General features: G+C 60.6%; 23 protein-coding genes, 1 tRNA gene and 1 pseudogene. 12 read left to right on the forward strand and 13 right to left on the reverse strand.

The window, feature by feature from the left end; genetic code table 11:
• Positions 1-88 precede the first annotated feature (88 nt).
• The gene (locus tag QQL85_RS16450) at positions 89-1,156 is read right to left on the reverse strand and encodes an SDR family oxidoreductase (RefSeq protein ID WP_284354802.1); all 1,068 of its coding nucleotides are present in this window, start codon (positions 1,154-1,156) and stop codon (positions 89-91) included.
• Between the two features lie 73 nt (positions 1,157-1,229).
• On the opposite strand from QQL85_RS16450, the gene QQL85_RS16455 reads away from it, so the two are divergent.
• A complete protein-coding gene (locus QQL85_RS16455) occupies positions 1,230-1,625 on the forward strand; it encodes a MerR family transcriptional regulator (protein ID WP_284354801.1) in 396 nt (131 codons plus the stop codon).
• Between the two features lie 64 nt (positions 1,626-1,689).
• Here the strand turns inward: QQL85_RS16455 and QQL85_RS16460 are convergent, their stop codons facing one another.
• Together QQL85_RS16460 and adhP are read right to left on the reverse strand one after the other, a co-directional pair.
• Entirely contained in the window at positions 1,690-1,896 is a 207-nt protein-coding gene (locus QQL85_RS16460; RefSeq protein WP_284354800.1) for a DUF6434 domain-containing protein, read from the reverse strand.
• Between the two features lie 90 nt (positions 1,897-1,986).
• On the reverse strand, positions 1,987-2,997 hold the full coding sequence (gene adhP / locus QQL85_RS16465; RefSeq protein ID WP_019096527.1) for an alcohol dehydrogenase AdhP: 1,011 nt from the start codon (positions 2,995-2,997) through the stop codon (positions 1,987-1,989).
• Between the two features lie 158 nt (positions 2,998-3,155).
• Between adhP and QQL85_RS16470 the strand changes: the two genes are divergently transcribed.
• Together QQL85_RS16470 and QQL85_RS16475 are read left to right on the forward strand one after the other, a co-directional pair.
• The gene (locus QQL85_RS16470) at positions 3,156-3,569 is read left to right on the forward strand and encodes a DUF3224 domain-containing protein (RefSeq protein WP_284354799.1); all 414 of its coding nucleotides are present in this window, start codon (positions 3,156-3,158) and stop codon (positions 3,567-3,569) included.
• 290 nt (positions 3,570-3,859) lie between these two features.
• Positions 3,860-4,057, forward strand: a complete 198-nt coding sequence (locus QQL85_RS16475; RefSeq protein ID WP_284354798.1) for a hypothetical protein — start codon at positions 3,860-3,862, stop codon at positions 4,055-4,057.
• A 1-nt stretch (position 4,058) separates the two neighbouring features.
• Here the strand turns inward: QQL85_RS16475 and QQL85_RS16480 are convergent, their stop codons facing one another.
• Positions 4,059-4,472, reverse strand: coding sequence for a DoxX family protein (locus QQL85_RS16480; protein WP_284354797.1), 414 nt, complete (start codon positions 4,470-4,472; stop codon positions 4,059-4,061).
• Positions 4,473-4,576: 104 nt separating this feature from the next.
• Positions 4,577-4,661: transfer RNA gene (locus QQL85_RS16485), tRNA-Leu, on the reverse strand.
• Between the two features lie 201 nt (positions 4,662-4,862).
• On the opposite strand from QQL85_RS16485, the gene QQL85_RS16490 reads away from it, so the two are divergent.
• From QQL85_RS16490 to QQL85_RS16505, 4 genes are all read left to right on the forward strand, one after another.
• Complete coding sequence (locus QQL85_RS16490; protein WP_284354796.1) at positions 4,863-5,138, forward strand: hypothetical protein; 276 nt, start codon at positions 4,863-4,865, stop codon at positions 5,136-5,138.
• Between the two features lie 84 nt (positions 5,139-5,222).
• A complete protein-coding gene (locus tag QQL85_RS16495; RefSeq protein WP_284354795.1) occupies positions 5,223-6,383 on the forward strand; it encodes a two-component system sensor histidine kinase NtrB in 1,161 nt (386 codons plus the stop codon).
• A gap of 5 nt (positions 6,384-6,388) precedes the next feature.
• The gene (locus QQL85_RS16500; RefSeq protein WP_284354794.1) at positions 6,389-7,834 is read left to right on the forward strand and encodes an ATPase domain-containing protein; all 1,446 of its coding nucleotides are present in this window, start codon (positions 6,389-6,391) and stop codon (positions 7,832-7,834) included.
• Between the two features lie 12 nt (positions 7,835-7,846).
• A complete protein-coding gene (locus QQL85_RS16505) occupies positions 7,847-8,200 on the forward strand; it encodes a response regulator (protein WP_284354793.1) in 354 nt (117 codons plus the stop codon).
• 43 nt (positions 8,201-8,243) lie between these two features.
• Here the strand turns inward: QQL85_RS16505 and csrA are convergent, their stop codons facing one another.
• The 8 genes and pseudogenes from csrA to QQL85_RS16545 form a co-directional block, all read right to left on the reverse strand.
• Entirely contained in the window at positions 8,244-8,441 is a 198-nt protein-coding gene (gene csrA, locus QQL85_RS16510) for a carbon storage regulator CsrA (protein ID WP_004375914.1), read from the reverse strand.
• A gap of 253 nt (positions 8,442-8,694) precedes the next feature.
• Positions 8,695-8,904 (reverse strand): annotated as a pseudogene (locus QQL85_RS16515) (DNA topoisomerase IB); the annotation flags it as partial.
• Between the two features lie 5 nt (positions 8,905-8,909).
• Positions 8,910-10,001 carry a molybdenum ABC transporter ATP-binding protein gene (modC, locus tag QQL85_RS16520; protein ID WP_284354792.1) on the reverse strand — a complete coding sequence of 364 codons (1,092 nt, stop codon included), beginning with the start codon at positions 9,999-10,001 and terminating at the stop codon, positions 8,910-8,912.
• Between the two features lies 1 nt (position 10,002).
• Positions 10,003-10,683: a molybdate ABC transporter permease subunit gene (modB, locus tag QQL85_RS16525; protein ID WP_016487935.1), complete on the reverse strand. Its 681-nt coding sequence runs from the start codon at positions 10,681-10,683 to the stop codon at positions 10,003-10,005.
• A complete protein-coding gene (gene modA, locus QQL85_RS16530; protein WP_284354791.1) occupies positions 10,683-11,441 on the reverse strand; it encodes a molybdate ABC transporter substrate-binding protein in 759 nt (252 codons plus the stop codon). The genes modB and modA overlap by 1 nt, the downstream gene beginning before the upstream one ends.
• An 80-nt stretch (positions 11,442-11,521) precedes the next feature.
• A complete protein-coding gene (locus QQL85_RS16535; protein WP_284354790.1) occupies positions 11,522-12,610 on the reverse strand; it encodes an NAD(P)H-dependent flavin oxidoreductase in 1,089 nt (362 codons plus the stop codon).
• Between the two features lie 51 nt (positions 12,611-12,661).
• The gene (locus QQL85_RS16540) at positions 12,662-12,832 is read right to left on the reverse strand and encodes a hypothetical protein (RefSeq protein WP_012051910.1); all 171 of its coding nucleotides are present in this window, start codon (positions 12,830-12,832) and stop codon (positions 12,662-12,664) included.
• A 7-nt stretch (positions 12,833-12,839) separates the two neighbouring features.
• Positions 12,840-13,142, reverse strand: a complete 303-nt coding sequence (locus tag QQL85_RS16545) for a DUF1883 domain-containing protein (RefSeq protein ID WP_284354789.1) — start codon at positions 13,140-13,142, stop codon at positions 12,840-12,842.
• 159 nt (positions 13,143-13,301) lie between these two features.
• Between QQL85_RS16545 and QQL85_RS16550 the strand changes: the two genes are divergently transcribed.
• The 5 genes from QQL85_RS16550 (at position 13,302) to gorA (ending at position 17,830) form a co-directional block, all read left to right on the forward strand.
• A complete protein-coding gene (locus QQL85_RS16550; RefSeq protein ID WP_284354788.1) occupies positions 13,302-13,661 on the forward strand; it encodes a hypothetical protein in 360 nt (119 codons plus the stop codon).
• A 77-nt stretch (positions 13,662-13,738) separates the two neighbouring features.
• Positions 13,739-14,389, forward strand: a complete 651-nt coding sequence (locus QQL85_RS16555) for a c-type cytochrome (protein ID WP_284354787.1) — start codon at positions 13,739-13,741, stop codon at positions 14,387-14,389.
• Positions 14,386-15,300, forward strand: a complete 915-nt coding sequence (locus QQL85_RS16560; RefSeq protein WP_284354786.1) for a c-type cytochrome — start codon at positions 14,386-14,388, stop codon at positions 15,298-15,300. Before QQL85_RS16555 ends, QQL85_RS16560 begins: the two co-directional genes overlap by 4 nt.
• A gap of 237 nt (positions 15,301-15,537) precedes the next feature.
• Positions 15,538-16,377: a UTP--glucose-1-phosphate uridylyltransferase GalU gene (galU, locus tag QQL85_RS16565; RefSeq protein ID WP_085676094.1), complete on the forward strand. Its 840-nt coding sequence runs from the start codon at positions 15,538-15,540 to the stop codon at positions 16,375-16,377.
• A gap of 97 nt (positions 16,378-16,474) precedes the next feature.
• Positions 16,475-17,830 (forward strand): glutathione-disulfide reductase, encoded by a 1,356-nt coding sequence (gene gorA / locus QQL85_RS16570; RefSeq protein ID WP_284354785.1) that lies wholly within the window; start codon positions 16,475-16,477, stop codon positions 17,828-17,830.
• Positions 17,831-18,034 lie beyond the last annotated feature (204 nt).

The following is an 18,034-nucleotide window of genomic DNA, read 5'->3' on the forward strand; positions in this document are numbered from 1 at the left end:
TTGGTCCATGCGCAAAAATATAGCATCTAAATTACAGGGATGTCTGGCAAACTGCGCGGCGGTCAGGCACCCGCAGTAGAAGGCTGCATTATGTCTTCGCCAAGTAGCCGTTGACGTAGCGCACTGTGTTTTCCAATGCGCGTGTCATGTCGGGATGTGTAAACTGGTACTTTCGCTCCAATTGCCTGCTGCTGCCCATGTCGAAGCGCTGCGTCTGAATGAAGTTTAATGACTCGGCGCTGATTGCGAGCCGGGTTGCCAATCCGGGAATGGTCAAAAGCGACCTGAGCAACCCAATGGGTATATGGCGGCGGGGGGCCTTGACCTCTAGCGTGTTTGCGATCTGCAGAAGCATCTCCTGTAAGTTTGGCGTTTGCTCATAGAGCGCCAAGACCTGCCGATTCGCCATCGAGGGGTCGAACGCCACGCCAATCATCATCTTCACCAGATAATCGACGCTGACTAATGGCAACCAGTGTCTGGTGGAGCCGGGGACGGCTTTGAACCGGCCTTGTGCCAGATTTCGAATGAGTTCGGCAAGCGGTTGTCCTTCCAGGATATGCCCGTTCACGCTGTGGCCGCACACCGTGGCAGGATGAACAATCGTGTAATCCGCGTCCGTGTCCTGCATGTAACGGATGACTGCAAAATGGGACTCGAGTTTGCTGCCTTCGTAGCCACCTACACGGCCATAGACTGCAGGCCAATTTGTGTTTTCAGGGCACTCGATATCCACCCCGACACTGGAAAGGTGGGTAAGGTTTTGCAGCATGAAGCCGCCTACCATCAGCAATCGGATGCGCCGGCTAGCCGCGAGCCTGGCCACGTTCAGAGCCCCTTGAACATTAACTGCACGCGCGCGCTCCAGTGTCAGCCCCCAGGAAAACTCGGCAGCGAGATGGAAAAATACAGCGGCCGAGGACACGCGTTCTTCGTCTGCCTCGCTAAGCCCAAGCCCCGTTCTGCTGATATCGCCTTCAACCGCATGGATACATTCAGGGTTACCTCCCAGTTGGCCTACCTGATCCCTGAGGCGTTCAATGTTTCCAGGGCGGCGCATAAGCACCCAGGTCTTGTGCCCTGCCGCAGTAAGGCGGGCCAGTAAATGTTGGCCTACAAACCCACTGCCACCTGTGACGAAGCATTCCACACTCATGTCTGAGTCCTTGTTTGGATGTTCGGCGCAGGCTAAGGTATAGAGCCAGCTCTAGGGTCAAGGAGTTTCTATCGTGAACATTGGGGAGTTGGAGCGCCGGAGTGGGCTCAGTCGCCATGCATTGCGCTATTACGAGCAGCTCGGGCTTATCGTGCCTCACCGACAAGCCAACAACTACCGCAGTTACAGCGACCAGACCGTTGTTGACTTGGCCTTCATTCAAAGTGCCCAGAGTGGGGGGTTTTCACTGACGGAGATCGGGGGCATCCTTGCGGCCAGGCGGGGTAATACGATCGATTGTGCGCAAGGTGCGGCCTTGGTCGCTGCCAAGATGGCTGAGATTCAAACGAAGATCACCACGCTCCAAGCCGCTTATGTTTTTCTGGACGCGGAGCGTGCGAAGCTTGTGGCCAGTGCTATTGCGAACGGACAGACTGTTCCTCAACTTCCTGTTCATGGCCATGCTTAGAGGCAAATCATATTCGCATCAGTGAGCATCGTTTGCGCATGACGCCCTCAGCCAGGCAGCGCGTTCACCGCTGCCTGCGTTGCCACTCGTCTGCCACATCGCCCATGGTGGAGGGGGCCCCGCTCTTGATCCAGGCCATGAAAGGGCGGTCGAACTTGAAAGCCTCACCACACTCGCGGACCAGAAACTGGCGGACGGTCTGTGTGTTGCGGTAGTGCTTGTCCAGTGGGGTGGCTCTGCTAATCGGCCCGGCGTGCCAGTCGAAGCTCATGGTCTGTTCCTTGACGATCAAGATAGAAAAAGCCCGCAGATGGCAGGCTGCGGGCGTTGGTGTTGGTCGAAACTGTCAGGCTTCAGCCTATCAACCTTCGAACTGGATCACCATCCGGCCTTTGATCTTGCCTTCCAGCATCTCGTCGAAGATCTGGTTGATGTCCTCGATCGGCCGCAGGGTCACCTTCGGCACTACCTTGCCTTCAGCGGCAAACTGGAAGGCCTCTTGCAGGTCTTGCCGGGTGCCTACCAATGAGCCAACCACTTCGATCCCGTCCAGCACCAGGCGCGGGATATTCAGGTCCATGGACTCTGACGGAAGCCCGACGGCAACCAGGCGGCCGCCTGCGCGCAGCGCGTCGACGGCCGAGTTGAACGCGGCTTTGGCAACGGCAGTAACCACAGCCGCATGGGCGCCCCCGGTCTTGGCCTGGATGACTTTCGCGGCGTCTTCAGTGCGTGAGTTGATAACCAGATCGGCGCCCATTTCGCTGGCGAAGCGCAGTTGCTCTTCGTTTACATCAATGGCGATCACTTTGGCGTTGAAAACGTTCTTGGCGTATTGCAGCGCCAGGTTGCCCAGCCCGCCTAGTCCGTAGATGGCAATCCATTGGCCAGGGCGGATGTTGGAAATCTTTACCGCCTTGTAGGTGGTCACGCCGGCGCAGGTAACGCTACTGGCGGCAGCGGAGTCGAGGCCGTCGGGTACTTTGACCGAATAGTCGGCTTTGACGATGCAGGCTTCGGCCATGCCGCCGTCCACGGTGTACCCGGAGTTCTTCACCTCGCGGCACAGCGTTTCGTTACCGCTGGTGCAATAGTCGCAATGCCCGCACCCTTGGTAAAACCATGCAACGCTGGCACGGTCGCCCGGCTTGAGTGAGGTAACACCCGGCCCGACTTCCTGGACCACGCCGATGCCTTCGTGGCCTAGCACGACGCCGGTCTTGTCACCGAAGTCGCCATTTTTTACATGCAGGTCGGTGTGGCATACACCGCAGCATTGCATCTTCAGCAGCGCTTCGCCGTGTTCGAGGGGGCGCAGGGTTTTCTCAACCACATCCACGCGACGGCCTGGTGCAACAACAGCAGCTTTCATAAGAGCCTCCGTGTCTATCCGAGTGAGCTTGGGTTATCGCTGGGTTAGCATAGCCCTTGCGTGGCCGGGCAAAACTGCTTCAGGTCATGATCGCTGGCATAAGCCGGAACGCCCGTAGTCAACGCGAAACCTCTCGAACATGGATGGAAGTAATCCTTATGGAAGCGTCAGCCACTTTTTCTACCTGCAATTTCAAACCCGTGGGCGTAAGCCTTGAGCCTCAGGTCGCAACAGGTTTGCCTGTTTCCGTCAGCACCATGGAAAAGCGGTATTCAGGTGCCATCGAGGGCACTTCCTCGACGGTGTTCACGGCGGCATTCGATCATGCGACCAGAACCGGTAGCTACATCGCGATTGAAAGCTTCAAGGGCGCAGTGAACGGGAGGCAGGGGGCGTTCAACTTCATTCATTCTGCTTCTACGAGCGGTACGGATCGTGCGGGCGAGTTCTTCAGCATTGTCGCCGGCAGTGGTACGGATGAGTTGGCAGGGATCACCGGGGCCGGCGGTATCGCTATCGAGGCAGATGGCACACACCGCATCTGGTTGAGCTACCAGTTCCAGCCAGGCTAGCGGCGGGCGCCACAAAAAGAAAAGCCCGCGGCAATGAGGCGGCGGGCTGCAAAAACGTACGGAGCAGGGCCAGTGTGCCCATCCGTTTGTCAGCATTTCGTGAAGCGCAGGTCATGAGGCTGTCATGTGCGTAATACCATAAAAAAGCCCGCCATGAGGGGCGGGCAAAAGACGTTTGAAGGGAGAGCCTGCAGGCTGCGCCCGGCCGGTTAACCCAGGATTAAGTGGCAACGCATTGACCCAGGATCCTGATCAGCCTATATAGGCCTGCCATCACGCCAGGAGCCAGCATGCACGACGAAGACGACCTGCACGAACCCGAGCACGATCACCTGCTCGACCGTGAGTTTCTCTATGACGACCTGGAGTACGAGGCGGATGCCCAGGGCGCCGAGGATGAGGTGGAAGAAGACGAGGAAACGCTGGATGACCTCGATGACGAGGAGCGGGACCACCCAGCCTGGTTCGACGATTGCGAAGACGACTGACTCAGCGGCCGTCCACCGAGAAACGCCCTGGGCCGCTCACGGCCAGCAATAGCAGGCCGCCCATGATGGCGAGGTTTTTCAGGAACTGGGTCATGTTGGCGCTGCGCTCGGGGTCGACCATGTTCCAGAACGGGTGGCCCAGCAGCGCCGTGCCCAGTACGAACAGTGCGAACAGAAACGCCAGCGGCCGGGTGTAGAAGCCGAGGATCAGCAGAATGCCGACCACGAACTCCATGAGCACGGCAACCGCTGCCGCCAGCATAGGGGCAGGGGCACCCAACGAGGTCATGTAGCCAACCGTGCCATCAAAGCCGGTCAGCTTGGCCCAGCCAGACAAGATGAACAGGATCATCAGCAGCACGCGGGCAATCAGGATAATGATGTCGCGTTGGCCATCGAACAGGGAGTAGCGCATGGCGGCGTTCCAGTGGACGAGTACACGCTCCACTCTAGCAGCTGCGCAAGACATTGCTGGCAGGCAGCAAAAAAGCGCCGCAAGGGCGCCTTTTCAAAGAAGTTTGGTGCGAGTGGCGGGACTCGAACCCGCAAGGCTCACGCCGACAGATTTTAAGTCTGCTGTGTATACCAATTCCACCACACTCGCACATATGAAGGGGTCGTACCGACCGGCTCGCTTCTAAGCAGAAGGGCTTCGCAATCAAGCGCGCTTTATAACCCATTGTTATAGTTGAGTCAACCGCAGCACCTATGATCAACAGAATGAAGGGTCGATCGAACCGGCAATTGACACCTTGCTGTCATTACGCCACTGTTGCCCTTTTATTGGATCCAAGAGTATGCGCCGATGACTCAGTCTGACGCTTGCGAGCGCGTCGTGCGCCCACGGCTGTTCTGGCGGCTGCTGTTTGCGCAGGTGATCGTGTTGGGGGCTTTTCTCTACCTCAGCCTGGTCAGCCTGGGTGTTTACCTGCTGATGGTGGGGTTGGATGTCGAACATCCTCAGCCGCAGCGGCTGATGGCCTTGGCAGGGGGCGGGTTTATCATGCTGGTTGGCCTGTGGCTGCTGAAAATAGCCATGCCACGGCGCATCAGCCCGACGTTGGTCGAGCCTGAGCGTTGACCGTCGGTAGCCCCACGGCTGTCTATCGCAGGGCGCGTTCGGCTAAGCTCATTTTGTCCCTCCTGCTGTGCCAGTGGAGTTTGCATGGTTTCAGCTGACTGTCTCGACCACCCCGTCATGCCTGCCCACCGCTATGAGCAGTTGGTTCAGTCGGTGGTGGATTACGCCATCTACATGCTTGACCCATCCGGTCATGTGGTGTCGTGGAATGCCGGTGCGCAACGGATAAAGGGTTACCGTGCCGATGAAGTGATCGGCAAGCATTTTTCGCTGTTCTTCACGCCTCAGGATTGTGCCGAAGGCCGTCCCGAGCGCTTGCTGCGCCAGGCGCTGGAGCAGGGCGTGGCGCAGGATGAAGGGTGGCGCGTGCGCAAGGACGGTACACAGTTCTGGGCCTTGGCGGCGCTGGACGTGATCCGCGATGACCAGGGCCAGATCATCGGCCTGGCCAAGGTCACGCGGGACATCACCGACCGCCGCGAGTCAGCGATGCAGCTGGACGCGGTGCGTGCTCAGCTGTTCCAGGCGCAGAAGCTGGAGGCCCTCGGCCAATTGACCGGGGGCTTGGCGCATGACTTCAATAACATGCTGACCATCATCCTCAGTTCGGCGCGCCTGGCGCTGGCCACTCAGGACCCGGCGCGTGCCCAGCGCATGCTGCAGCATATTCTCGATGCCGGGCAGCGGGGCACCGAACTGACCCAGCAACTGCTCAGCTTTGCCCGCCACCGCCAGCTCGATGTCGCTCGCGTCGCCCCAGCGGATCTTGTTGCGGCCACCCGAGGCCTGCTGGAACATGCCCTGCCAGGTTCGATTGACCTGCAGGTGCAGTTGCAGGCGGACTTGCCAATGATCGAAGTGGATGCCGGGCAGTTGCAGATGGTGCTGCTGAACCTGTTGTTCAATGCCCGGGATGCTATCGCAGGAGAGGGCCGAATCGGCTTGGCGGCCGAGGTGGTCGAGCTGGCTGGGGAAGTAGATGGGCTGCGCGGCAGTTTCGTGCGCTTCGTGGTGGAAGACAGCGGCGAAGGGATTGCGCCGGACGTTTTGCCGCGTATCTTCGAGCCCTTCTTCACGACCAAGCCCTTTGGCAAGGGCACTGGCCTAGGCCTTAGCCAGGTGTATGGCTTTGCCAGGCAGAGCGGCGGCGCCATTTATGTGGTAAGTGAGCCCGGCCATGGAACTTCCATGCAGCTTTACTTGCCAACGTATCAGGATAGGACCAACAGCCAACTCGACAGGTAAACATCATGGCGCAGGCACTCAGGCGACTGGTGACAGGTATCGAAGGGCTCGATGCGCTGCTCAAGGGTGGCCTGGTAGCCGGTGCCTCCTACATCATTCAAGGCCCGCCGGGTGCCGGCAAGACCATCCTGGCCAATCAACTGGCCAGCGGGCATGTTCACGCAGGTGGTCGGGTGTTGGTGGCCACCTTGTTAAGCGAGTCGCATGAGCGGTTGTTCCAGTACCTGGCGACCCTGGACTTCTTCGACCCGGCACTGGTCGGTGACCAGATACAATTCGTCAGTGCCTTCGACACCCTTGAGCAGGAAGGGTTGGATGCCGTGGTGCGGCTGCTGCGCCAGGAAATCGCCCGGCAACAGGCCAGCCTGTTGATCGTCGACGGCGTGCTCAATGCCCGGGTGCGTGCGGAAACCACACTGGATACCAAGAAGTTTGTCTCCGAGTTGCAGGGCCATGCGGCCTTCGCCGGCTGCACGGTACTGTTGCTTACCAGTGCACGGCTGGATGAGGGCAGCCCGGAGCACACCATGGTCGATGGCGTGATCGAACTGGGTGAGCAACTGGTGGGCAGCCGCGCCGTGCGCCATGTACAGTTGCGCAAGACCCGCGGCAGTGCGGCGTTGTCGGGGCGCCATGAGTGCCTTATCGATGAAGGCGGCATGCATGTCTACCCACGCCTGGAGGCGTTGTACAGCCACCCCAGCCACATGGGCAGCACCACGCTGGCGCGTGTCAGCAGCGGTGTACCTTCCCTGGATGAAATGCTCGGCGGTGGCCTGGCCACGGGGTCGGTCAGCCTCCTGATCGGGCCTTCGGGTATTGGCAAGACATCATTGGGATTGGCCTTTCTTGGCGCCAGCAGCGTGCAGGCACCGGGGCTTCATTTCGGCTTTTACGAAACACCTGAACGCTTGCGCAGCAAGGCGGCATCGCTGGGTTACGATTTTGCGGCGATGGAGCAGAGCGGCAGCTTGCAGCTGTGCTGGCAACCGACAACTGAAGGGCTGCTAGACCAGGTCGGTGCGCACCTGCTTGAACGCGTCGAGGCTTTGGGCAGCAAGCGTGTGCTGATTGACAGCCTCGGGGCGTTCAGCCGTCTGGCCGTCGACCCTGCACGGCTCAATGCGTTTTTCCGGGCCTTGACTGGCGAGCTGCGCGCGCGCGATGTGAGCGTGATGCTGACTTGGGAAATGCGCGATATCTTCGGCGCAGAAATCAGCGCTCCGGCCCCAGACCTTTCGAGTATCGTCGATAACCTGATGCTGATGCGCTTTGTCGAACTGGACTCGCGACTGCGGCGCATGCTGTCGATCCTCAAGGTGCGTGACAGTCACCATGACCCTGCCTTGCACGAGTTGCTGATCGGGCCGCAGGGCATTACCTTGCGCAAGGCGTTCGAAGGCGCCTGCGGTGTGCTCTCGGGAACGCCGGTGCCGCCTGGGGGCGGGTGACGGAGCGAGCCGATGAACACCATCCTGATCGTCGATGACGAGTACCTGATTGCCGACATCCTTGGCTTTGCCCTGGAGGATGAAGGTTATCTGGTGGAAAAGGCCAGCAACGGCAGCAAGGCACTGGAGGCGCTAAAGGAAAAGCGCGTGCAGTTGGTGATCACCGACTACATGATGCCGCTGCTCAACGGCGAAGAGCTGGTGCGTGCCATGCGCGATGACCCGGCGCTCAGCGAGTTGCCGGTCATACTCATGAGCGGCGCGCAGGCCAGCCAAGGATGCCCGGCCCTGTTCGCCGCCATTTTCGACAAGCCGTTCGACATGGACGAGATGATCGCCAAGGTGCGTCAGTTATTGAGCACCTGAGGCTGGCGGTCGAGCGCATCCATGCACCGCGGGGAGGGTAGGCTCAGTGCGAGTCGTCGTGCTTCTCCGGCGCCGGGCTTCCGGCCTGGATGCGCTTGAAGATTTCTTCGCGATGGACCTGCACATCTTTCGGTGCATCGATACCAATCCTCACCTGCATCCCTTTGACGCCCAGAATGGTGACTTTGATGTCATCGTTGATGACGATGCTTTCGCCAACCTTACGGGTGAGTATCAGCATGTAGTTCTCCTTGGTGATGTAAAAGACCGCAGGGCTAGTTGCCGCAGCGGCGGGAGCGGGTCCCTCTTCCTTCTCATTAAAGACGCTTTCGGCGGATAGTAATTCCCCGACAGAAAAATTCTGTTGCGTGCCTTCACTTGCAGGCGCCAAAGCAAACCGTCAGCGGTTTGTCGGCCAAGGTGCTCGATGGCAAGAATAGGGCGCTTGGTGGTCAATGGGAAATTTCTTCTCATCATAGGCTGAATAGACAGGCTTAATGGTCATCCTGTTCCTCAGGTGCCTGAAGAAATAACAGCAGCGCTACTTCTTCGCGGTCCAGGCCCTTACGGACACGGTGTTTCGGCAAGTTGGCCAGGCGCCCAAGGGCATAGTGCTCAAGTACCGCCAGATGGATGTAGCAGCGCCTGCATACCGCTGGCGTATTGCCCAGGCGTGTGGCGACTTGGCGGACTATTGCGGCGACGATGCTCAGCCCAACAGGGCCACCGACTTGATCTGGGCAAACAGCACCTGCCCCGGGTGCAGGCCAAGCTGGTCTGCCGAGTAGCGGGTGATTCGGGCGAGCAAGGCGTTGCCACCGGCATCCAGGCTGACCAGCACATGGGCGGGGTTTTCGGCCGGGCGGCTTTCACGCACGCGCACCGGCAAGCGGTTGAGAATGCTCGACGTGCTGTCGGCCATCAGCGCCAAACTGACGTCCCGGGCCTGCACTTTGATGCGCAGGGTACTGCCCATCACATGCGCGGGGTGGGCGATGCGCAACAGCGGCCCGCCGCTGCCGGGCAGGCGTAGGTCGAGCAAGTCGTAGTGCGGGTCATGGCCCACCACCATGCCCTCGAACACCACGCCGGCATCCTCGCCCTGGGCCAGCGACAGGTCCAGGCGGGCAAGGGTTTCGCCGATAGGGCCGCTGGCGACCGCCTGGCCTTGCTCTAGCAATACCAGGTGGTCGGCCAGGCGTGCCACTTCATCCTGGGCGTGGCTGACATACACCAACGGAATGTCCAGTTCGTCGTGCAGGCGCTCCAGGTAGGGCAAGATCTCGCGCTTGCGCGGCCCGTCGAGTGCTGCCAGTGGCTCGTCCATCAACAGCAGGCGCGGGCTGCTGAGCAGGGCGCGGGCAATGCCCACCCGCTGCGCCTCGCCGCCAGACAAGGTAGCAGGGCGGCGCTCCAGCAAGTGGCCGATGCCCAGCAACTGGCAAGCCTGGTCGAGGCTGACCTTGCGCTCAGCCGCAGCCACCCGGCGCCAGCCGAATTCCAGGTTGCCGCGCACTGACAGGTGCGGGAACAGGCTGGCCTCCTGGAACACATAGCCTACCGGGCGCAGGTGCGGTGCCTGGAAGTAGCCGCGGGTACTGTCTTCCCAGACTTCGCCGTTAACCTCGATGTAGGCGCTGGCGGCCCGCTCCAGCCCGGCCAGGCAGCGAAGGCAGCTGGTCTTGCCTGAGCCCGAGTGGCCGAACAGCGCGCTGATGCCGCGCCCAGGCAGGTGCAGGTCAACGTCCAGGGTAAAGTCATCGCGCGCCAGTTTCAGGCGCGCCACAATCGATGCGGTCATTTCAGCTCCAGCCGGCTTTGCCGCGGCGCCCGGCGTACAGCAGGAGCAGCACCAGGAATGAGAACACCAGCATGGCACCGGCCAGCCAGTGGGCTTGCGAATACTCCATGGCCTCGACGTGGTCGAAGATCTGCACCGAAACCACGCGGGTCTTGTCGGGGATGTTGCCACCGATCATCAGCACAACACCAAACTCGCCCACGGTGTGGGCAAAGCCGAGGATGCTGGCAGTGACGAAGCCGGGGCGAGCCAGCGGCAGCACCACATGGACGAAGGTGTCCCACGGGCTGGCGCGCAGGGTGGCGGCGACCTCCAGTGGCCGCTGGCCGATCGCGCCAAAGGCATTCTGCAGGGGTTGCACCACGAACGGCATGGAATACACCGTCGAGCCGATTACTAGGCCCGTGAAACTGAACACCACACTGCCCAGGCCCAGTGCCTGGGTCGCCTGGCCGAGCCAGCCGTGCGGGCCGAGAGCGATCAGCAGGTAAAAACCGATCACTGTTGGGGGCAGTACCAGCGGCAGTGCCACCACCGCACCCACCGGCCCGCGTAGCCAGGAGCGCGTGCGCGCCAGCCACCAGGCGATGGGTGTGCCAATAACCAGCAGGATCAGGGTGGTCAGGCTAGCCAGTTTGACCGTCAGCCAGATTGCACCCAGGTCACTGGCGTCCAGTGGCATCAGAGTTCATAGCCGTAGGACTTGATCACGGCAGCGGCTTTAGGGCCTTTCAGGTACTCGACCAGCGCCTTGGCGGCGGCGTTGTCCTTACCTTTGTTGAGGATCACGGCGTCCTGGCGGATAGGGTCGTGCAGGTTGGCTGGCACGATCCAGGCCGAGCCATTGGTCACTTTGCCGTCCTTGTAGATCTGCGACAGGGCGACGAAGCCAAGCTCGGCATTGCCGGTGGAGACGAACTGGAAGGCCTGGGTGATGTTCTGGCCTTCGACGATCTTGCCTTTGGTGGCTTCGGTGAGCTTCAGCTTGTCCAGCACCTGGGTGGCGGCCAGGCCGTAAGGTGCCGCTTTCGGGTTGGCGATGGACAGGTGTTTGAATTCGTTCTTCTTCAGTACTTCGCCCTTGGCGTCTACATAGCCTTCTTCGGCAGACCACAGGGCGAGGGTGCCGATGGCGTAGGTAAAGCGCGAGCCGGGGACGATTTCCTTTTCGTCTTCAAGCTTCTTCGGGGTGCTGTCATCAGCGGCAAGGAACACTTCAAACGGTGCGCCGTTCTTGATCTGTGCGTAGAACTGCCCGGTGGCGCCGTAGGCTGCGACCAGTTTGTGGCCGGTGTCTTTCTCGAAGTCCTTGGCAATGGCCTGGATTGGGGCTGTGAAGTTGGCTGCGACCGCGACCTGGACTTCATCGGCCCAGGCAGTGTTGAAGGCGAACAGGCTGGCCAGGGCAGTGACGGCCAGGTGGGACGGGCGGATACGCATGAAGACAGCTCCTTGGGGTTATCGTTATAGCTTGAACTATATAGCGATAGGCCATTTGCCGGGAAGAGGTCCGTGCCTGCTTATGAAAATGTCTGCTGCCCGACCACAGCCAGTGCTTTTTCAGCAATCGCCTGTGTCAACGCCCTCGCGGGCATGTGCCTGCCCAGCCGCAACGCCTGCCCCGACCACAAGTTACTGAAATCACTGTTGCATTGCGGGTCGGTAATTGCGCGCAGCGGCATCAGTGCCCCACCTGCCAGCGGGAAGCGCGGCGCCAGGTCGCTCATTGGCCCCAGCTCGCGCATGAGGCGGTTGTTGATGCCACGCGCCGGGCGGCCGGTAAACAGGTTGGTCAACGCCGTGTCACTGGCGGGCGCGCTGTCCAAGGCCTGGCGGTGGGCTGCTGATACCTTGGCCTCGGGGCAGAAAAGGTAAGCCGTTCCGATCTGCACTGCCGACGCCCCCAAGGCCAGTGCCGCCACCAGGCCGCGGTGGTCACCGATACCGCCAGCGGCAATGACCGGCACGCTGACCGCATCCGCCACCTGCGGTACCAGGGCGAAGGTACCAATCTGGCTGGTGATGTCGTCGCTGAGGAACATGCCGCGATGGCCGCCGGCTTCATAACCCATGGCGATGATCGCGTCACAGCCATTGCGTTCCAGCCAAACCGCTTCTTCCACCGTCGTCGCGCTGGACAGCACCTTGGCACCGCTGGCCTTCACCCGCTGCAGCAGGTCAGCCTGCGGTAGGCCGAAGTGAAAGCTGACCACCTCCGGGCGCAGTTGTTCGACCAGCTGGCAGCTTTGTTCGTCGAACGGCGCACGGTTGGACACCGGCGTGGGTGCCGAGAAGTCGGCGCCCGTTTCGCGGTAATAAGGCGCCAAGGCCTGCTTCCAGCGCGCGTCACGCTCGGTATCGGGTGCTGGCGGCTGGTGGCAGAAGAAGTTCAGGTTCAGCGGGCGCCCCGGGCAGCCGGTGCGGAAAGCGGCGACTTCCATGCGTATCTGTTCGCCGTTAAGCATGGCGCAGGGCAGGGCACCTAGCCCGCCTGCCAGACCCACGGCAATGGCCATGGACGAGCCCGTCGCACCGGCCATGGGCGCCTGCAGAATGGGCAGCTCGATGCCCAGCAGGTCGAGGATACGGCGGTCGGGCCAGTGGCTCATGCGATTCTCCTTGCGTGGGACGAGCGGCGCGGCGGGGCTGCGGTGCCTTTTTTACAGGGCCTTGCTGACCTGGATGTCGCTGATTTTCTCGGCGTCTTCGCCATGGATCTTGCGCAGGGCCTCAAGGGCTTGCTCTTGCGAGGCATCGGGCATCAGCGCGAAGTCCCAGCGGCGCTGGCCGTCGAGCTTGTATTTGATGACGTACTTGATGGTTTGGGTCATGGTGGCCTTATCTGAGTTTCGACGACGAACGACGGATGATCTTGATCTTGTGGGTCAGGGTCGGCTTGCGGGTGACCGAGATCGGGCGGGTGGTTACGGTATCGATGGTGATGTTCCAGAACCCCGTGCTGGGTACGGTGATTTTCGCCGGGAACTTGTCGAAATGGCCGCCGTGGTAGGTGTGACGGCCGCCGTTCTTGAAGCTGCGGAAGTTGGCGTCGTTCATCAGGCGGATATTGCAGCGCTGGGAGCACTCGATGACGATGATATCGTCCTCGTTGAGGTGCTCGCGCTGGTGTACGAATTTCATGTGATGCTCCGCAAGGTTTGGATCTGCAAAGGCAAAAGATACCACGATGTGCCGTTACACTGCCGCGCTGTTCGCCAGGCGCAGATAATTCTGCCAAAGCAGGGAGCAAAACCGCTTGGCTGTGGTCGAAACGGATTCTTGATGGCAGAGGTGCTGCAAATGAAATGGATGGTAGCGGCGTTGTCGGTGACGCTCGGTGGCTGCGTGAGCGTTACGGAGTTGGAACAATCGCGAGAAACGCTGGATGTGATTTCTGGCAAGAGCCCACGCGCCTATGCCGATTGCATCAAACAGAAGCTGGCCGATACACGTGACCCGCTGACGGAAGAGCAGCGTGGCGACGGCCTGCGGCTGATCGTGCCACAGAAGATTACCTCGGGTGCTGGCCCGGCGGCGTTGGTGGATATCGACAAGCGGGGCAGCGGTAGCAGCATCAAGCTGCACGAGCGGTTGAACAATTTCCCGCTGCGCCTGGGTGACGTACGCACTGCCGCCACCCAATGCATCTCCGGGAGTTGATCTGAGGCAACGGACCTTCCGCTCTTTGCTTATATGTTTTAAGCCTAAACATATAACAAAAGAAAAGGAGCTTCGTGATGACACCGTTGAGACGCGTTGTGATCGGCAGCCTGCTGATCCTGGCCTGGCCGATGGCGCATGCCGCCGATGGCCAGAAAATCTTCACCCAGGGTGGGGCCAACCCCGCCGCCATGGCCTGCCTCGGTTGCCATGGCCCGGACGGCAAGGGCATAGCCGCTGCCGGCTTCCCACGTTTGGCCGGGCTACCGGCCGGTTACCTCAGCAAGCAATTGCATGACTGGCGCAACGGCAGCCGCAAGCAGCCGGTGATGGAGCCGTTGGCCAAGGCCTTGAGCGAAGATGAAATCAAGGCGGTCAGCATCTACCTGGCCAGCCTGCCGGCAGACCCCGTTGGCGACCTGCGGCGCCAGCAGATTGCCGATGACCCTACCACTCGCATGGCCCTCTACGGCGACTGGAGCCGGCAGATTCCCGGCTGCGTGCAGTGTCACGGCCCCGGTGGTGGCGGGGTTGGCGAACACTTCCCACCCTTGGCCGGCCAGCCCGCCAGTTACCTGATTGCGCAGCTCAACGCCTGGCGTGACGGCAACCGCAGCAATGACCCCAACCAGCTGATGGTCGGCGTGGCCAAGGCCATGACCGATGACGAGATCAAGGCCGTCGCCGAGTTCTTCGCCCGCCCCGTCAGCCAGGAGGTCAAACCATGAAGCCAATGATTCCAGCCTTGTTGCTGCTGGCCGTGGGTAGCGTCCAGGCCGCCCCGATCGCCATGGAAGACCAATCGCAGTTGAAGGTGCCCGGCGTCCAGGCCGCACCGCAATTCGTACCGCCTGCTGAAAGTGAATTGCCCGACAATGCCTTTGGCAAGATGGTGCGCGAGGGTCATGCCCTGTTTGTCGACACTCGCCGGCTGATGCCCGAGGCCGTGGGCAACGGCATGAACTGCAGTAACTGCCACCTCGACCAAGGGCGGCTGGCGCATTCGGCGCCGATGTGGGGCGCGTACCCGATGTACCCCGCGTACCGCAAGAAAAACGACAAGGTGAATACTTACGCCGAGCGTATCCAAGGGTGTTTCCAGTTCAGCATGAATGGCAAGCCGCCTGCCGCCGATAGCCCGCAGATGACCGCATTGGCGACCTATGCGTACTGGCTGTCGACCAAGGCGCCGACCGGCGTGGAGATTGCCGGGCGTGGTTACCCGGAGGTGCCGCAGCCTAAGGATGGCTATGATTTCAAACGTGGCCAGCAGGTGTACCGCGAGCAATGCGCGATTTGCCACGGTGACAGCGGCGAAGGGCAGAAGGTGGCAGGCGAATATGTGATGCCGCCGTTGTGGGGCAAGGATTCGTACAACTGGGGGGCCGGGATGCACCGCATCAATACGGCGGCGTCGTTCATCAAGTACAACATGCCGCTGGGCAAGCCGGGCAGCTTGAGCGATCAGCAGGCCTGGGACGTGGCGGCGTGGATCAACCGCCATGAACGACCGCAGGATCCACGGTTGGTGGAGGGCTCCATCGAGAAGACACGCGTGAAGTTCCATGCCAATGACGGAGTGAACCTGTATGGGCAGAAGATTGATGGGGTGCTGATTGGGGAGGGCACGGGTAGTTGATGTCTGGCCTGTACCGGCCGCTTCGGGGTTTTGCCCGCGAAAAGGCCGGCACAGGCAACATCATTTTGCTGTCATCCACCCGTCATGTATGACCGTAAAATTCACGATCCCCCGGAACTATCTACACTGGGATATCTCTATGATGGCATCGGTCGATATCGGGGGGCATTGTAAGGTGACTGCCGCCTGATTAGACTGCGCCGAATTCCACAGGCCTAGCCTTTTGTAAGGACGTTTATGATCAAGAAATGCTTGTTCCCGGCAGCCGGCTACGGCACTCGCTTCCTGCCTGCTACCAAAGCCATGCCCAAGGAAATGCTGCCGGTGGTCAACAAGCCACTGATCCAGTATGGCGTTGAAGAAGCATTGGATGCCGGTCTGAACGAAATCTCCATCGTTACCGGTCGCGGCAAGCGCGCCCTGGAAGACCACTTCGACATCAGCTACGAGCTGGAAAACCAGATCAAGGGCACCGACAAGGAAAAATACCTGGTCGGCATCCGTCGCCTGTTGGACGAGTGCTCGTTCTCCTACACCCGTCAGACCGAAATGAAAGGTCTGGGCCACGCCATCCTGACCGGTCGCCCGCTGATCGGTGATGAGCCGTTCGCCGTGGTGCTGGCGGATGACCTGTGCGTCAACCTCGACGGTGAAGGCGTGCTGGCGCAGATGGTCGCGCTCTACAAGAAGTACCGCTGCTCGATCGTCGCCATCCAGGAAGTCGATCCGCAGGAAACCAACAAGTACGGCGTCATCGCCGGTGAAGAGATCAAGGACGGCATCTTCCGTGTTGACGCCATGGTCGAGAAGCCGAAGCCTGAAGATGCGCCGTCGAACCTGGCCATCATCGGCCGTTACATCCTGACCCCGGATATCTTCGAGAAGATCGAACAGACCGAGCCGGGCAAAGGTGGCGAGATCCAGATCACTGACGCCCTGATGAAACAAGCGGCCGAAGGCAACGTGATTGCCTACAAGTTCAAAGGCAAGCGTTTCGACTGCGGTGGCGCCGAGGGTTACATCGAGGCGACCAACTTCTGCTTCGAGAACTTCTACAAGGCTGGCAAGGCTTACTGATAAGCCCAGCTGGTACCAGAGCCACCCTTCGGGGTGGCTTTTTTGTTTGTGGCGGTCAACGGCGTTATGCTGGGCGCCTGCCTAGGAGACTGAATACATGGCCTACGATTTTGATCTGTTCGTGATTGGCGCCGGTTCCGGCGGCGTGCGCGCGGCGCGGTTTGCCGCTGGCTTTGGCGCAAAAGTGGCAGTGGCCGAGAGCCGCTATCTGGGCGGTACATGCGTCAATGTCGGCTGCGTGCCGAAAAAGCTGCTGGTGTACGGCGCGCACGTTGCCGACGAACTGGAGCAGGCCGCAGGATTCGGCTGGACCCTGGAAGAAGGGCATTTCGACTGGGGCACCCTGATTGCCAACAAGAACCGCGAGATCGAGCGCCTCAACGGCATTTACCGCAACCTGCTGGTCAACAGTGGTGTGACCCTGCTGCAGGGCCATGCACGCCTGACCGGCGCCAATGAAGTGGAAGTGGACGGCCAGCGCTACACCGCCGAGCACATCCTCATCGCCACCGGTGGGTGGCCGCAGGTACCGGACATCCCCGGCAAGGAACTGGCCATCACCTCCAACGAAGCCTTCTACCTCAAGGACCTGCCACGCCGGGTGCTGGTGGTGGGCGGCGGCTACATCGCCGTCGAGTTCGCCGGCATCTTCCAGGGCCTGGGGGCCGACACCACGCTGCTGTACCGTGGCGACCTGTTCCTGCGTGGCTTCGATGGTTCGGTGCGCACGCACCTGAAGGAAGAGCTGGAAAAGCGCGGCCTGAACTTGCAGTTCAACGCCGACATCCAGCGCATCGACAAGCAGGAGGACGGCAGCCTCAAGGCCACCTTGAAAGACGGCCGCGAGTTGGTCGCAGATTGTGTGTTCTACGCTACAGGACGGCGTCCGATGCTGGACAACCTGGGCCTGGAGAACACTGGCGTCGAGCTGGACGCACGCGGATACATCCGCGTTGACGAGCAGTACCAGACCACCGCGCCGTCGATCCTGGCGATTGGCGACGTGATCGGCCGTGTGCAACTCACGCCGGTAGCCTTGGCCGAAGGCATGGCCGTGGCACGGCGTCTGTTCAAGACTGAACAATACCGCCGGGTGGATTACCAGAACATCCCCACTGCCGTGTTCAGCCAGCCACCGATCGGCACTGTGGGCCTGACCGAGGAGCAGGCACTGGAAGCCGGGCATAAGGTGCAGGTGTTCGAAAGCCGCTTCCGCGCCATGAAGCTGACCCTGACCGACATTCAGGAAAAAACCCTGATGAAGCTGGTGGTCGATGCCGAGACTGACAAGGTGCTGGGTTGCCACATGGTGGGCCCTGACGCTGGCGAGATCATCCAGGGCCTGGGCATTGCCCTGAAGGCCGGTGCGACCAAGCAGCAGTTCGACGAAACCATCGGCGTGCACCCGACGGCGGCTGAAGAGTTCGTGACCATGCGCACCGTTACCCGCTGATGCTAACAGCCTCATTGCTGGCTTGCCGGCAATGAGGCCCAAACGCACCCCGCAATCCTTTGCTCAGCCGATTCCCTTCTATTAATTAACCCCGGTTATAGCCAAAACCAATCGCAAGCATGAGCTTTGCCAATGAGCCATCTGCGGGATGATTAGTTAGGATTCTATCCATCAACTGATTCCAACCCCATGAAGGAGCGTCTC

Origin of the sequence: Pseudomonas putida (assembly GCF_030159595.1) — a bacterium.
Lineage (GTDB): Bacteria > Pseudomonadota > Gammaproteobacteria > Pseudomonadales > Pseudomonadaceae > Aquipseudomonas > Aquipseudomonas putida_AC.